12 protein-coding genes are annotated in these 16,372 nt (G+C 46.4%); all 12 read right to left on the reverse strand.

The window, feature by feature from the left end:
• Positions 1–21: 21 nt before the first annotated feature.
• The 12 genes from ftsA to NST74_RS22260 all read right to left on the reverse strand — a co-directional run bounded on the left by ftsA (position 22) and on the right by NST74_RS22260 (position 16,369).
• A complete protein-coding gene (gene ftsA, locus NST74_RS22205; protein WP_076117264.1) occupies positions 22–1,284 on the reverse strand; it encodes a cell division protein FtsA in 1,263 nt (420 codons plus the stop codon).
• Between the two features lie 354 nt (positions 1,285–1,638).
• Complete coding sequence (locus NST74_RS22210; protein WP_042130232.1) at positions 1,639–2,409, reverse strand: cell division protein FtsQ/DivIB; 771 nt, start codon at positions 2,407–2,409, stop codon at positions 1,639–1,641.
• A 63-nt stretch (positions 2,410–2,472) separates the two neighbouring features.
• A complete protein-coding gene (gene murA, locus NST74_RS22215; RefSeq protein WP_076117266.1) occupies positions 2,473–3,756 on the reverse strand; it encodes a UDP-N-acetylglucosamine 1-carboxyvinyltransferase in 1,284 nt (427 codons plus the stop codon).
• 308 nt (positions 3,757–4,064) lie between these two features.
• Complete coding sequence (gene murG / locus NST74_RS22220; RefSeq protein WP_341114470.1) at positions 4,065–5,177, reverse strand: undecaprenyldiphospho-muramoylpentapeptide beta-N-acetylglucosaminyltransferase; 1,113 nt, start codon at positions 5,175–5,177, stop codon at positions 4,065–4,067.
• 5 nt (positions 5,178–5,182) lie between these two features.
• Positions 5,183–6,280, reverse strand: a complete 1,098-nt coding sequence (spoVE, locus tag NST74_RS22225) for a stage V sporulation protein E (protein WP_042130238.1) — start codon at positions 6,278–6,280, stop codon at positions 5,183–5,185.
• A 54-nt stretch (positions 6,281–6,334) separates the two neighbouring features.
• Complete coding sequence (gene murD, locus NST74_RS22230) at positions 6,335–7,756, reverse strand: UDP-N-acetylmuramoyl-L-alanine--D-glutamate ligase (RefSeq protein WP_341114471.1); 1,422 nt, start codon at positions 7,754–7,756, stop codon at positions 6,335–6,337.
• A gap of 3 nt (positions 7,757–7,759) precedes the next feature.
• A complete protein-coding gene (gene mraY, locus NST74_RS22235) occupies positions 7,760–8,725 on the reverse strand; it encodes a phospho-N-acetylmuramoyl-pentapeptide-transferase (protein WP_042130241.1) in 966 nt (321 codons plus the stop codon).
• Between the two features lie 21 nt (positions 8,726–8,746).
• Complete coding sequence (locus NST74_RS22240) at positions 8,747–10,153, reverse strand: UDP-N-acetylmuramoyl-tripeptide--D-alanyl-D-alanine ligase (RefSeq protein WP_341114472.1); 1,407 nt, start codon at positions 10,151–10,153, stop codon at positions 8,747–8,749.
• Entirely contained in the window at positions 10,150–11,637 is a 1,488-nt protein-coding gene (locus NST74_RS22245; RefSeq protein ID WP_341114473.1) for a UDP-N-acetylmuramoyl-L-alanyl-D-glutamate--2,6-diaminopimelate ligase, read from the reverse strand. The genes NST74_RS22240 and NST74_RS22245 overlap by 4 nt, the downstream gene beginning before the upstream one ends.
• Before the next feature lie 55 nt (positions 11,638–11,692).
• Positions 11,693–13,618 carry a stage V sporulation protein D gene (locus NST74_RS22250; RefSeq protein WP_076117275.1) on the reverse strand — a complete coding sequence of 642 codons (1,926 nt, stop codon included), beginning with the start codon at positions 13,616–13,618 and terminating at the stop codon, positions 11,693–11,695.
• 80 nt (positions 13,619–13,698) lie between these two features.
• The gene (locus NST74_RS22255; protein WP_341114474.1) at positions 13,699–15,864 is read right to left on the reverse strand and encodes a penicillin-binding transpeptidase domain-containing protein; all 2,166 of its coding nucleotides are present in this window, start codon (positions 15,862–15,864) and stop codon (positions 13,699–13,701) included.
• Positions 15,865–15,976: 112 nt separating this feature from the next.
• Entirely contained in the window at positions 15,977–16,369 is a 393-nt protein-coding gene (locus tag NST74_RS22260) for a septum formation initiator family protein (protein ID WP_042130250.1), read from the reverse strand.
• Positions 16,370–16,372: the final 3 nt, after the last annotated feature.

The raw sequence follows: 16,372 nt of genomic DNA on the forward strand, positions 1-16,372 counted from the left end.
CAAGTATATCTGGACTTACACTTATATAAACTCGCTGAACATGTTCTTTAGACGCTCGACAAACCCGGTCTTCTGAACCGTTTCCTGATTTGGAGCAGCGTTCTGCTTACTCCGGTTGACCGTCTTTTTGTTGCTGCTTCCGCCACTACTTCTTCCACGGAAGCTACGGACAACATTATGCAGGATACCGACACCTCCGGTAAACCCAGGGTCCCGCACACCGATATAATCCGGTACAGCGATGCGCACAGATGCGGCCAGCTCAGTCTGAGCCGCTTTTAATACGCCAGGCATCGAGACAGTTCCACCCGTTAGTATATAACCTCCAGGCAGTTCACTGTAACCAAGCCGTTTCACTTCCTGTTTAATCAGATGGAAGATTTCTTGCACCCGTGGCTCGATAATTGCCGCTAAGTCCTCTTGGTTAAATTCCTTCTCCACGTTACTGCCAATGCGCAGCACTTTGAAGACAACGTCAGAAGCTGCATCGTCAATCCATGCGCAACCATACTTCAGCTTTACTTTCTCCGCTTGATCAGTAAGTGTACGTAGTCCGTATGCAATGTCATTAGTTACAAATTCTCCTCCGATCGGAATCGTGGAGGTTGCACAAAGGGAACTTTCTTCGTATATGGCGATCGTTGTCGACCCGGCACCGATATCAACCAGAACAGATCCCATCGATTTCTCGTCCTTGGATAGCGCCAATCCACCAGCTCCAAGAGACATCAGCACAAGATCCTTCACTTTCAGTCCTGATTTCTCAACACAGCGTAGTAGATTATGTATTGGCGTCTTAGCACCCGTAATGATGGTTGCGTCAACTTCAAGACGAACGCCAATCATCCCGCGGGGGTCCTGAATACCTTCGAGACCATCGACGATAAATTGTTTAGGAACAACATCAATCACTTCTCGCTCCGGAGGCATTGCGATGACTTCCGCAGCTTTAATAACGCGATCGATATCATCCTCACCGATTTCACGATCCTCATTCTGAACGGCCACGACACCGTGGCTGGATTGCAGGCCAATATGATTACCGGAAATGCCTACATAAACCTCTGATATTTGAATACCCACCATTTGCTCTGCATGATCTATAGCACTTTTGATCGATTGCACAGTTTGGTCGATATCTACAATCGCGCCTTTACGTATTCCTTCCGAATCAGCAGATCCAACGCCAATAATATTAAAGGTTCCATTGGTAACTTCCCCAATTATTGCCCGAACTTTGGATGTACCGATGTCCAAACTAACAATGATGTCATTGTTGCTCAAGTCCTATGGCACCTCCTGTTATAATCGAAATAATTTGCATAACCTTATCCCTGTCCCGGGAAACTTCTCTGTACATATTCAACATACCTAACCCTTTCCCTCTTTTTTCTACAAATTTTTTGAACGGAATAATATTCCAACATCCCTTAATGTGAATAGTTAATCATAAATTTTTATAAGAATGACAAATATCACAAGAAATATAAGCCTTTTTTTGGTTATTTGAACATTTACAACCACATAAAGCATTATATTTCAAAAAAATCGAAGAAAAAAGAGGGATATAGCTTCTTGCCCGTAAATCCGATTGTAGCATTTTTTCAACTCTATTAGTAGGGACTATTGACCTCTACTCTACTCTTGCACATCTTTTTGCTCATCGCCCTTTTGCTCCTCACTTTCGACCTGAAAAGGAACATACGAGTCGGCTTCAAGCATCGTGATAAGTCCAGGCTCCTTGGTCTCTATTACCTGATTCAAATAGGACACTTTGCTCTTCAATAAAGAGATAGATGTAATCACCTCGAAACGGGATCTTGTATAGAGCTTGATACGGTCTGGAAATGACAAAGTTGGTGAGGGAACAATCTCAGAAATATCACTTGTCAACTCATTAGCAATACTTCCTAGCGTTTGACATAGGATAGCCTTATTAGGATCGGCTGGATCCCAGTTAGTTAATATAGGCTTCTCTACAGCAATACCAGTCTCATTAATAGACACCGCTGCCCCACTCGACAGAATCGCCTTTAAGACGCCCCCCTGTTCCAGTTCATAGGCCACCGCAGGAAATTCTTCAATCTTCACTGTGATTACCCCGGGGAAATCCTTCTTTACGGTCACATTCTTAACCGTCTTAAGCTCTAACAGAGATTGTTCCACATCTTTCGTAGAAACAGCAAAGAATTGTCCACCTATATGAATTCCACTTTGCGAGAGTAATTCTTCACTAGTAGAATACTTGCTTCCCTGAAAATCTATCACTGTAATGTGACTAATAGACGATCTGAAAAAAATCACAGCAAGAAGCGCAGTGAACAATAGCAGCAGGATCGCCGTAATTTTACGGCTCATTTTTTTCTTAGGCTTGTCCTCTTTAAGAAGAGGTAATCGGGTTGTTGTCATTCTCATATCTCCGTAATAAGGCCCTGTCTCCTTCCTAGCTAGAACTGAAGGAGACAGGGAGCTTTAATTGGCCAAATCAAGTGGATCCGGTATGGGTACCTTGCGGCTTATACGCGCACCAAGCTTCTGAAACAGCATCTCTATTCCATCATACCCACGGTCAATGTGGTGTGCTTGCTCAACGACTGTAGTCCCTTGTGCAGCGAGACCAGCAATGACCAGAGCAGCACCAGCCCGCAAATCAGTAGCTTCCACAGTAGCACCATACAATCTCTGAACACCGCGTATAAACGCACGATTCAAGTCGATAGAAATATCAGCGCCCATCCGAGCCATTTCTTCAACATGCTTGAATCGTCCCTCAAACACCGTCTCTTTGATTACACTGAAGCCATCGGCAAGAGACAACAGCACCATGACCTGAGATTGCAGATCTGTTGGGAAAGAAGGATAAGGAGAAGTCACAATTCTCTCAACAGCACGCGGGCGCCCCATACAACTGACATTAATTATATCATTGCACACTGTGATTTGAACACCAGCCCGCTTGAGCACATGAATAAGCGAAGTCAGATGCCCCGCGTTGGCATGTGTCAAAGTCACATTCCCCCGTGTAGCCGCCGCCGCAATCATTACGGTTCCAGCCACAATCCGGTCAGGTATCACCTCGTACGTACAGGGATGCAGGTTTTTAACACCTTGAATCGTAATGGTGTCCGTACCTGCACCTATAATCTGAGCACCCATACTATTCAAAAATTGCTGCAAGTCCTGTATCTCCGGCTCTCTCGCTGCCCCCGATATCGTTGTTGTACCCTCTGCCTTTGCGGCAGCCATCATAATATTCTCCGTTGCCCCTACACTTGGATAGTCGAGATGAATATCACTCCCTATAAGCTTAGAGCCTCGACAGAATATTCGTCCATTGCTCTCTTCGATCTCCGCACCAAGCGCCTTAAGCCCTTGTAGATGAAGATCGATTTTACGCTCTCCGATTGCACAGCCCCCTGGCTGATAGATCGTTACCTCTCCAAATCTGGATAACAGCGGTCCCATTAAAAAAATAGAAGATCTCATCTGCCGCATTAAATCCTCAGGGATATGAGATGTCCCGACGGCAGACGTATCTATCGTCACCGTATCCTCTTGATGCACGCACCTGCAGCCCAGCCGATCTAGGATGTCTAGCATAGTCTCGATGTCCAGCAGCTTCGGCACATTATGCAGTGAGTGAACTCCTTCGGCCAGCAGGCTTGCCGCTAGAATCGGCAGCGCCGCATTTTTTGCTCCATGGATACGAATGGTGCCTGACAGGGGATTTCCACCCTCAATCACCAATTTGTCCAATGTATCACCTCCGAGATTACCGCTCACCCACCACAAACACTTCCGTTAAAAGCTCATATGAAATGTACAAGTATAAACGTCTTCGGCGTCCTTTATAAGGACGATAGGCGTTTAAGCGAGAAATATAAGGATAATGTATAACGTGAAACCTATACTTTCTTATATTTCAAGAATATCCTGCACTACATCTCAGGTTTGGAAGTGTCCTGGGTGATTGTCACGATTATAGGATTATCCTATGTTCGTTCCTCCAAGTGTGTGACAGAGAGCTGCCAATAAGGAAAACCCATATAGAAAAAGAGGATTTCTTAAGACTTCTTACCTGTAAGTCTTCTGAGCTCGCTTGTGATCACTGCTGCAGAATCTCTTTTGCCGAGTCGCTTGGAAGCCGCGGACATCTGTTCACGCACTGCTTCTGCTCCGATGATTTTTTGAACCACCTCATAAAGAGCCGTGCCGTTTAAATCTTTCTCAAGTAGCACCACAGCAGCACCCTCACGTTCCAGCTGTCTTGCATTCGCTTCCTGATGGTTGTTAGTCACGTTAGGAGAAGGAATGAGTACAGAGGGAATACCCAGCGCTGTAATCTCAGCGAGAAAAGATGCTCCAGCCCGATTAACGATCAAAGAGGTACAAGCCAACACCTCTGGCATATTATGAACATAAGGAAGTACATGCAACCAGTTTGGTAAGCTACCCAGCTTTTGACGCAATTCCACCCGGGTCTCTTCAAAATAGGGTTCACCAGTAACATACACATAATGAACACCATTACCCTTACCCACTAATGGGGCCATTTCAATCATGGCTCTATTAATAGCCTTAGCTCCCTGGCTGCCTCCAACCACCAAAACTACAGTACTGCCATCCGAAATACCCAGCGATGCGAATCCTCGTTGCGGACTTGCTGTAGTAACTGTTGTAGCACGTGGGTTACCAGTATAAATCACATGCTTGCTCCCCGGAAAAGAGGACTCTGTGCCTTCAAAACTTACGGCAACCGTACTCGCATACCGACTCAAAAAGCGATTGGTTAAACCTGGTATAGCATTTTGTTCATGGATCAAAGTAGGAATACCTAACCGGGATGCAGCATAAACAACCGGACCACATACATAACCGCCTGTTCCAATCACAACATCTGGCTTGAATTCTCTTAACATTTCTTTGGAAGCCTTAACACCCTTCAAGAAACGCATCACGGTCTTGACGTTGTCTATGGACAGCTTGCGCCGAAAACCGGTGATGTCAATAGATTTGAAAGGGATATTTTCTTGTGGAACAAGCTTGCTCTCTAAGCCACGCGATCCACCTATATACAGGAAGGTAGATTTGCTATCTTCCAACTCCATTTGCCTAGCAACAGCGAGCGCAGGATAGATATGTCCACCCGTGCCTCCGCCGCTTAATACGATACGCATCTCTTTCACCTCGCAAAACGGGATAAGTTCAATAGAATGCCAAGGGATGTCAGCATCAGTGTAAGCGAAGATCCACCATAGCTAATCAGAGGAAGCGTGATGCCTGTTACAGGCATTAGACCGATAACAACACCAATATTAATAATGACTTGCACAGCCACCATACAGACGATGCCAACGGCCAGATAGCTTCCAAAACGGTCAGGCAGACTCATCGCCACCTTCATCCCGCGCCAGATTAGAATAAGAAATAGGATCAACACAGCCAAACCACCGATAAACCCCAGCTCCTCGGCCAATATAGAAAAAATAAAATCAGTTTGTGGCTCAGGAACATAACTGTACTTCTGCCGACTCATTCCTAATCCGAGACCACCGAGCCCCCCAGGACCGATCGCATATAGCGACTGAATAATCTGGTAGCCTGCACCAAGGGGGTCGGACCAAGGATCAAGAAAAGCGGTAATCCGCTGCAGCCGGTAAGGCGCTGCTGCAATCAAAGCAACAAACCCTGCTGCTCCAGCTACGCCAAGTGAAAGTAAATGCTTCATTCTAGCCCCAGCTGTGAAGACCATCATCAAGGCTGCACCAAACATAACAGTGCCTGTACCCAGATCCGGCTGCAGCATAATCAGCGCGAAGGCTGACCCAATGAGCGCAAGCGGTGGGAGCAAGCCGCGTGTGAAGGAGGTGATGTCGTATTCCTCTTTTCCTAGCCAGTTGGCTAAGAATAGAATCATCCCCATCTTCATGAACTCGGAAGGCTGAATCCCGAAAGAGCTAATTCCTAGCCAACTGCGCGCGCCCCCACGTACTACACCAATACCGGGGATAAGCACAATAACAAGTAAGAAAAAGCAGATCAGAAGTGCCGGCTTAGCCAGCTTTTTCAACACCCTGTAATCGGTATTCGCCGTAACGAACATTGCGACTAGTCCCAGTCCTGCAAACAAAAGCTGTCTTTTTACAAAGTAAAACGAATCTCCATAATTGCGGAAGCCCAGAACGGACCCGGCGCTGTATACCATCACCATGCCGATCACCAGCAAAGATAGAATAGGAATCAGCAACCAAATATCGGGAGCATGACGAGTTTTGTTCATCAGGAGCACACCTCTTGCATCCGTAGTAGGGATGGGGCTTATCCACCCCCCTACTTAAAGGTTATGCACCGCCTCTTTAAAAATACGCCCGCGCTCTTCATAGGATGTAAACATATCCCAACTTGCACATGCAGGAGACAAAAGAACGATATCTCCTTCTTCCGCCAGAGCGGAAGCTTCCTGCACAGCTTGCTCAAGCACGGCGGCGGCACTCTCCCCATTATCGACGGAGATAATCTGCTTTAATCCTGCCAGCTGCGCTACATTCGTTAGCTTGTCCTTAGTTTCCCCTAACGCTACTAGCGCTTTAACACGACCGCTCAGGACAGGCAGCAGCTCCAAATAATCGGAACCACGGTCTAATCCGCCAGCGATCAGCACTACGGGGCGTTTGAAGGACGTTAATGCCATAATCGTCGCTTTGGAGTTCGTTGCTTTGGAATTATTATAATAAGTGGCCCCAGCCTTATCAGCTACATACTCCAGCCGGTGCTCCACACCGCGAAACGAAGCAAGCACTTCGCCCAATAAAGAAGGGTCAGCTCCAGCAGCAATGGCAATGCCACATGCAGCCAGTGCATTTCCCACGTTGAAACGCCCCGGAAGGCCAATGGAATCTACATCAGCAATGATTGTTTCTTGTTCTGCAGATTCGCGGTAGATGATCCGGCGCTTCAGATCGTCGTCTTGATCCGTAATATAGGACGGGCTAACAAACACACCATGAGTCAGCTCCTCGGACATAGAGAACGGAAGAATAGTAGCCTTCATATATGGCACAAGTTCCCGGCAAAAGGGATCGTCCCAGTTCAGCACAGCCGTATCCGTAGCTACTTGATTAGCGAACAGCTTTGCTTTGGAATCGACATAATCCTTCATGCTCCCATGATAATCCAGGTGGGTCTCCGCAATATTCAACAAACAACCTATTTTGGGGCGGAAAGTTTCCGTACCTTTGAGCTGGAAGCTGCTGAGTTCGACCACCATCCAGTTATCCTCTGTAGCTTCTTGAGCAGCCTCACAGAGAGGCGTGCCAATGTTACCTGCAACAATCGGATTCATACCTGCGGCTTCCAGCATTTGACCTACCCAGGTCGTCGTTGTCGTCTTGCCATTGGATCCCGTGATGCCAATCATCGGCGCTGCACAAAGACGGTAAGCAACTTCTACCTCTGTAACTACTTCAATGCCAAGCTCAAGAGCCTTTTGCACAGGAGGCGCAGAATAAGGAATGCCTGGATTCTTAATGACCAGACTTACACCTTCATGAATCAGTCCATCCGGATGCCCACCGCTTATAACACAAATTCCCAAAGATTCCAATTCGGAAGCTTCGGGACTTTGATCTCTTTCCTTTTTATCGTTCACCGTAACTACAGCGCCTCGATCATGCAGCACTTTAGCAACCTGGACACCGCTTTTTGCGAGCCCAAGAACTACAACTTCTTCACCACGATACATATCTGGATGTTTCATTCGCTACAACCCCTTGCTAATAAATAGTCCAACAGCGGCTAATACCAAACTTACCGCCCAGAACGAAATTACCACACGCCATTCCGACCAGCCACCAAGTTCAAAATGATGGTGAATCGGGCTCATTCTAAATACACGTTTGCCACGGGTTTTGAAAGAGACCACCTGTATCACGACAGATAACATTTCCACCACAAACACACCGCCAATGATAAGAAACAGCAGTTCGCTCTTCGTGACAATAGCAATTGCACCTATCGCGCCGCCAATACCAAATGATCCGGTATCTCCCATGAACACCTTAGCTGGATGGGCGTTAAAGACCAGAAACCCGAGAACTGCCCCAATCATTGCCGCTGCGCACACTCCAGCTGCAATCGAGGTAGCCTGCATAGCTACAACAGCATAAGCCGCCAAAGCAATAGCACTTACTCCTGACAGCAAACCATCTACTCCATCAGTAAAGTTAACAGCATTCGTTACGGCCATCATCATAATGATAATGAATGGATAGTAGAAAAAGCCGCCCCAGTCAAAGCTGAAGTCAGTTCCCGGAACGCTGATACTTGTGCTATGTCCAGCAGAAATTAGCAGACCGCACATTACAGCACCTACCAACAGCTGTCCGAACAATTTTTGACGCGCAGTAAGGCCCAACGAACGCTTGAATACGATTTTGATATAATCATCCAAAAATCCGATCAGTCCAAAACCAAGCGTAGCCACTAATAGTACGTAAAAATCGTTATTCACCACAGAAAATTTCAGATAAGCCAATGTAAAAGCCACGATGATTACGATACCGCCCATCGTTGGCGTTCCCGCTTTCTTTAAATGGGATTGCGGTCCGTCATCTCGCACCTGCTGTCCGAATTTCATCCTGCGCAGAAGCGGAATGAAGAGCGGAGCGGCAATGACCGCAAGGATAAAAGAAACAGCAATAGTCAATAACAATAGTTGATAATCCATGGGTGCACCCCCTCCATTTATTTAGGTCTGTTTATTCTCTTGATTAAGGCTCTGAAGTACTTCCTCAAGCCTCATCCCTCTGGATCCTTTGAACAGAACAATATCCTTAGAACTGCATTTCTCGATAAGAGCAGCTGTTAATTCTGACTTATCTGTAAAAGCCAGCACACGCTCGTTACCAAATCTTTCCTTCGCAGCTTCTGCAATATGGACTGACAATGGGCCATAGGTATATACAAAATCAGTCACTGCGGGGTCAAGGTAGTAGCCAATTTCTTTATGAAACTCTATTTCATCCGGCCCTAGTTCCAGCATGTCCCCCAGTACTGCGATTTTTTTGCCACTGCATTTCATAGTTTGGAGCACGTCAATGGCCGCCTTCATAGAAGTCGGACTGGCATTATAAGCATCATTCAAAAGTGTAAGCCCGGAAGAAGCCCGAATCACTTCAATCCGCATGCCCGTCAACTTGAGCTTACTTAACCCATTCTCTACATTTTGATCCGTTACCCCAAAATGGCGAGCGACCGCTAGTGCAGCCAACGCGTTAACAACGTTATGCTGACCTGGCAGCGGTAATGTAAAAGCATGTTCCTTATGAAGGTTTGACGTAAACGTCATACCACCACTATGGGACATCATCCCTGTCGGATAATCATCATTATCCCCGTTCAGGCCAAAACGAAAGGATACCATCCCCTCCGGAGCCTCAAAAGTGGACTCTTGCATTACCTCAGTCAGCAGCGGTTCATCACCGTTATAAATTAGCAATCCACCAGGCTTTAACCCTTCGACTATCTCCAGCTTGGCACGGGCAATTTCTTTGCGTGATCCTAGTTGCAGCAGATGCGACTCGCCTATATTAGTAATGACTGCAATATCAGGTCTAGCCAAAGAAGCCAGCAGAGCAATTTCTCCCCGCGAGCTCATACCCATTTCAAGAACAGCAATCTCTGTATCCTCAGCCATAGATAGAATCGTAAGCGGAAGACCAATATGATTATTGAAGTTCCCCTCTGTCTTATGCACCTTGTACTGCATTTCGAGCAAGGCCATGATGATGTCTTTTGTCGTTGTTTTTCCGTTGCTGCCCGTAACAGCGACAACCTTTGGAGCGAGCTCATTCAAGTACGCAGCGGACAGATTTTGAAGCGCCTCTAGCGTATCTTCAACAATAATGACTCCGCCGCCCTCAGGTGCAGGACCTTTATCACGCTGCCACAAGGTCCCTGCAGCGCCAGCAGCAAGAGATGAAGCAGCATAATGATGACCATCAAATTTGTCACCAGATAGAGGGACAAATAGACAGCCTGTTGTTATCTTACGGGAGTCAGTAACGACGCCCGTAAGAGGTATATTCATAGCTTCGGCAGCAGGAAGTTCACCTGCGCACATCACAGCAATTTGTCCCAGTGTTCTTGTAATCAATAGCTTCGACCCCTTATAACTTCTTTAGCGACGATGCGGTCATCGAAATCGTGAACCACTCCACCAATTAGTTGATAGGTCTCATGACCTTTCCCCGCAATCAATACTACATCGCCAGAGCTTGCCATTTCAATAGCCTTCCCAATCGCTTCACGGCGATCAACAATCATATGATATCGATCAGAGGTAACTCCATCCTCCACTAATCCTGCTTCTATATCCTTCAGAATTAGCCCAGGGTCCTCCGTCCGAGGGTTGTCAGAGGTTACGAACACCATATCGCTATATTTTGCAGCTATCTTACCCATTAAAGGGCGTTTCGTGCGATCTCTGTCTCCTCCACAGCCAAACACAGTAAGCACTCTTCCTGTGGCAAATTCGCAGACCGTTCTTAATACATTTTCCAGCCCGTCTGGTGTATGTGCATAGTCAACGATAACGGCATATTCTTGCCCCTCATCCACTGACTCCACCCGTCCAGCTACCCCATCAATCGCCTCAAGACTAGTCTTGATATCTGACAATGACACATCTTCCAACAGTGCAGCCGTAATTGCTGCAAGTGCATTATAGACATTGAACTTGCCAACCATACGAAGTGAAATGTCCGTCTCACCCTTAAACGTATCCACATGGAAAAAAGTTCCTTTTGCAGTGATCGATATTTGCGAAGCCCTGACATTAGCGTTGTTATCAATGCCATATGTAATCACTTCCGCCGCAGTTTGGGCTGCAAAATAATGGCTGGCTTCATCATCAGCATTAAGTACTGCATATTTACGTTCTTCTTTCCAAGGGGAGATCACATTTCCTAGTCTAGAGAAGAAGAGACCTTTAACCGCCCGATACTCCTCCATTGTATGATGATAATCCAGATGATCCTGGGTTAAGTTCGTAAATATTGCCGTACGGAAGTCCGCACCCTTCACACGTCCTTGCTGAAGCGCGTGAGAGGAAACCTCCATTACACAACACTCCACACCTTTGGATGCCATATCATGAAGCGAGCGCTGCAGATCTAGCGATTCTGGAGTAGTGCCTGACATCGGATAGCTTTGGCCGTCATAACGCATTTGAATGGTTCCAATCAGACCCGTCTTCATATTCTGGTCTTGCATAATCCGCTCAATAAGATAAGTCGTTGTTGTCTTACCATTTGTACCCGTAACGCCGATCATTCTCATACGGCTGCTAGGTGAGCCAAAGAATGCATTCGACATGACAGACATCGCGAACCGGCAGTCGTCGACAACGATCTGTGGAATATCAAGCTCTAGCTTACGCTCACATACGATAGCGGATGCTCCAGAGGCTACAGCTTGCGGAGCATACTTGTGTCCGTCTACGGTGTGACCGGGTAAACAAATAAATAGATCTCCCGGACTTACACGGCGGGAATCCGTCTGAAGATCAGTAATCTCCACCTCCCCATCCCCATATAGACGCGAAGTAGCAAGACAAGCAGACAATTCATTAACTTTCATAGTAATCCCTCACTCTACATTTTCGGATACGAACTTAAACCTTATACCTTTATCATTATTCACTAGAAGCTCCCATATAAATCCTGATGGTTGAGCCCTGTTCTACTCTTGCCCCAGCTTTCGGAGCCTGATTGATGACCGTATTGCCAGAGCCTGAACGCGCCAGATTAAAATTCATATTTAAATCCTCATAGATATCTTGTACGGTTGCACCTGTAAGGTCAGGCACGGTCACAATCGGAGTTTCACCATACTTATAAGTTTTTGGAAGCTGATCACTGCGTTCAGGAACCTTCATATAGTGCAGTGAGTCTTCCAAAATATTTTGCACGATTGGAGCTGCAACTACACCCCCAAATTGAATCCCTTTCGGATTATCCACTGCAGTGTAGACAACGATCTGTGGATCATCTGCCGGCGCAAAACCAATAAAAGAAACAATATGCTCTGTCGGAGAATAACGTCCGTTTACAACCTTCTGTGCAGTACCCGTCTTGCCACCTACACGATAGCCGTCGATAAAAGCCGGCCGTCCCGTGCCTTTGGCAACCACGCTCTCAAGTGCTGCCCGCACCTTCTTGGATGTCTCCTCCGAAATGACCTGCCGCACAAGCTCAGGCTTCACCTCTGATACAGTCTCTCCCGTTTCAGGATTAACCCATGATTTTGTTACATGTGGTTTATAGAGATTGCCACCATTGATAGCCGCGGATACCGCAGCAATCTGCTGGATAGGTGTAACCGAGACCCCTTGGCCGAAGGCCGTAGTCGAAAGCTCCACCGGACCAACTTGACTAAGCTTGAACAGAATCCCATTAGATTCTCCGTTTAGATCAATTCCCGTTTTGCTGCCGAAACCAAAATCACGAATATATTTGAAGAGGGTTTCTTTGCCCAGCCGTTGCCCAAGAGCAACAAAACCAGGGTTACAGGAGTTCTCAACCACCTGAAGAAAGGTTTGGCTGCCATGGCCGCCTTTTTTCCAACAGCGCAGCTTCGCACCCGCCACTTCGATAAACCCAGGATCATAGAAATGATCATTTTGCAGGTCTACCTTACCTTCTTGCAGTGCTGCAGCAAGTGTGATGATTTTGAACGTCGAACCAGGCTCGTAAGTCATCCAAATGGGCAAATTCCGATTATAGATCTGCGGATCATATTCCTTATATAAACCCGGTTCATAACCCGGTCTACTAGCCATGGCCAGAATTTCACCATTTTTCGGATTCATCGCTATAGCCCAAGCACCCTGCGCCTGATATTTTACCATAGCTTGATCCAGCTCACGTTCCATAATGGATTGAATCTGTTTATCAATCGTCAATTGCAGATTAAGTCCATCCTGAGGGGCAGAATACTTCTCCGATGATCCAGGCATGAGTCTTCCACCTGCGTCAGACAAATACGAAATATTGCCTGCTATTCCTTTAAGCAAATTGTCGTATATGTTCTCGACTCCGGTAATCCCTTGGTTATCAATACCTGTAAAGCCTAGGATGTGTGCGGCAAGATCGCCGTAAGGATAATACCTTTTGCTATCCTCAGCGACAACGATGCCCGGCAACTGCAAATCACGGATGCTCGCGGCAAGTTCCATCGTAATTTTGCGGCCGCCGGGCTGAAGTTTCACCGACATTGATTTTTTAGTCAGCAAGCTCATCAGCTTCTCCTCGGTCATCCCAAGCAGAGGCGCCAATTGCTGCGCTGTCTTTTCCTTCTCTTTTACCTGCACAGGCACCGCATAAACTGTAGGTGTGCTGATATTATAGGCCAGCGGTATTCCTTCACGATCCAAAATTTCACCACGCTTGGCGGTAAAAGGAATATTGCGGCGCAAGGAATCTTCTACCTTGTCACTTAATTTCTCGCCTTGGGATAATTGCACGTAAGCAAGACGCACGACCAGCGAACCGAATAACACTGCCAGTCCCAGCAGCGTCCACAGCATTCTCCGCCGTGTTACAACTTTCGAAACCTTCATTCCGTTCTCCCCCGCTTTCACCTATAGACATGAGCTCTTATCTTCATGACTATTCGGGACAAACAGGGGTTAGAACAAGCCTATGGCCCGCTCTCCGATTCTGTACCCTCATCAGCAGATGAGGATGCAGGAACATCTTCACTATTATCGTTTAATGGCTTCATCTTCAAGGTTACCAATGTCTTGCCGTTCTTTGTTCCTTCAATCTGTTCCGAGACATATCCTTCGCCTTCTACCGCAATCTCCACTTTTAGTAGGGTTAGAACCTCAAGTGCATCACGCAGAGACTCTCCTTGTAACTTAGGAATAGTAGGCTTGTCCCCTTGCTTGCTTAATAGATATATACGCTGTCCTTGAACAAGCTTGGTTCCAGCCTCTGGATATTGGGTTTCAACAGAAGCTTCTTCACCGACCACTTCAAAATCAAAGCCTTGATCCAGAAGCGTTTCTCTTGCTTCCTTCATCGTTTTCCCCGTCAGATCAGGTGTGGTCCGGAGCGCAGGGGCATCAGTTTTAACTGTTTTTTCACTTTCCTTATCGCTAGTTTCAGTTGCTAACTTTGGAACTCCCATGTATTGGAGAGACTGAGATACGATTTCTTTAAATACAGGAGCTGCAGCTTTACCACCGCCAACCTCAACGTTCGGTTCATCAATAATAACAATAACAGCGATTTTTGGATCATTCACAGGCGCATAACCAATAAAGGAAACCAGTACTTTGGACTTCACGTAATCCTTACCTTCAACCTTGATAGCCGTTCCCGTCTTCCCTGCCACACGGTAACCTTCAATATGAGCGTTGCGTCCGGTTCCTTTGACTTGGTCGGCAACAACCTGCTCCAAATATTCACCGGTTTTCTTGGCGCTTGCCTCATCAATCACCTGACGCACTACACTAGGCTGAGTAACCTTAGTGTCTCCGGTGTTTGGGTCCGTAACCTCTTTCACCACATACGGAGTCATCAGTTTCCCTCCATTAGCGATGGCAGATACAGCAACCAACTGTTGAAGCGGCGTGACACCTATTACTCCGTGCCCATAAGCAAGTGTAGCAATTTCAATAGGTCGATTAAGATTCGGATTTACGAACCCCTTTGCTTCTCCTGGCAGGTCAATGCCAGTCTTCTCATTGAAGCCAAAATCATCAATATACTGTAAAAGTCTATCTTGTCCTAGCATTTCATAAAGTTTTACAAAAAGGACGTTACTAGACCGCTTCACACCTTCGAGGAAACTGATTTGTCCCCAACCGGAACGATTAATATCATGTAATGCCTTACTGTATCCCTTAATTCTGATAGATCCTGACAAAAATGTAGCTACAGGATCAAAAAGCTTCTCTTCTACAGCTGCAGCAAGTGTAACAATTTTGAAGGTCGAACCAGGCTCGTAAGTTGATTTAATAGCATGATTATAGAAACCTGCGCCTTCAGCCCCTGTTTTCCAAAATTCATTTGGATTAAAGGTAGGCATATTCGCCATCCCCAAAATCTCCATGGTATTCGGATCAGCGGCAATGACACTCATACTTGTCGGCTTATATTGCGCATATGCCTTTTCCATAGCCTCTTGTATATATTGCTGGATCGTACTGTCGATTGTAAGCTTGAAATTACGTCCATTTACTACGGGTTTATAGGTATCTTTCGAATCCGGCAGCTTAACCCCTTGACCGTCACTTTGATAAAGCAGCTTGCCATCGGAACCCTTAAGCTGTTCATCTAAGGATTTTTCCAGACCCATAATCGCCTTGCCATCCCGATCTGTATACCCTAAAATATGCGCAGCAAGCGAACCCTTAGGGTAATATCGTTTCTGCTCTCTAACCAGACCAATCCCAGTCTCTTGGATTTTATGCTCTTTACCTAGGGCTACATAAAATTCTTTCACCTTATCAGCAAGTTCCTGATCGATCTTCCAGCCTTCGTTACGAACTTCACGGTTCTTGAGGTATTTGCCGTTCTCGTCTTTAGCTTCTATCAGCTTCCGGAGCTCATCTTCCGGCTTGCCGAGTAGCTCATGCAATCCCTTGACGACCTCATCACCGATTCCCTTTTCAGCAATGACTGCCGGATTCACAACCACAGTATAAGCGGGGACATCACTAGCGAGCACACTCCCATTACGGTCAGAAATCGTCCCTCGCTCTGCTTTGATAGTCGAGGTATGCGCCCAAAGTGTAGCAGCCTTTTCTTGCCAATCCGAACCCTCCACAACTTGAATCCAGAACACTCTAGCTATCAAAACAAGAAAAAAGAGGGTAATACACCCTCCTATAAACAGCGTGCGAAGTTTTATTCTCTTTACCATAAGCGAACCTCACAACTTTTTTTATTGCGATCTTGCCAATCGCTCACTAATTATCGCCTTCAGTCGATAGCGGACTCGCCGGAATAAATATGGTAGTATTTTCATCCGGTGCTACGTAGCCAAGATCCTTTGCCTTTTGGGCAACCTTCTGCTCCAAATTTTGCTTCTCCATCTCATACGTGGAAATCTGCTTCTTAGCACTCGCTATCTCCTTATCTAATTTCTGAGCCTGCAAGTTCAAATCATAAATATGAACGTAACGTGAAATCAGGGTGATAGCCACCAAAACGCATACTCCTAGCGTCAGCATATACAAAAGTTTCTCTTGCAGCGGAAGTACTCTTCGTTTGGTAACTACTTTTGTCTTCTCGCGGTAAAGGGGGTTTACCTCTTCTTTTCTTTTGGGCTGAACTGCTAAATTGCCGCGGGTATAGGCCATCTC

This window comes from Paenibacillus sp. FSL F4-0125, from assembly GCF_038008565.1.
Taxonomy (GTDB): Bacteria; Bacillota; Bacilli; order Paenibacillales; family Paenibacillaceae; genus Paenibacillus_AQ.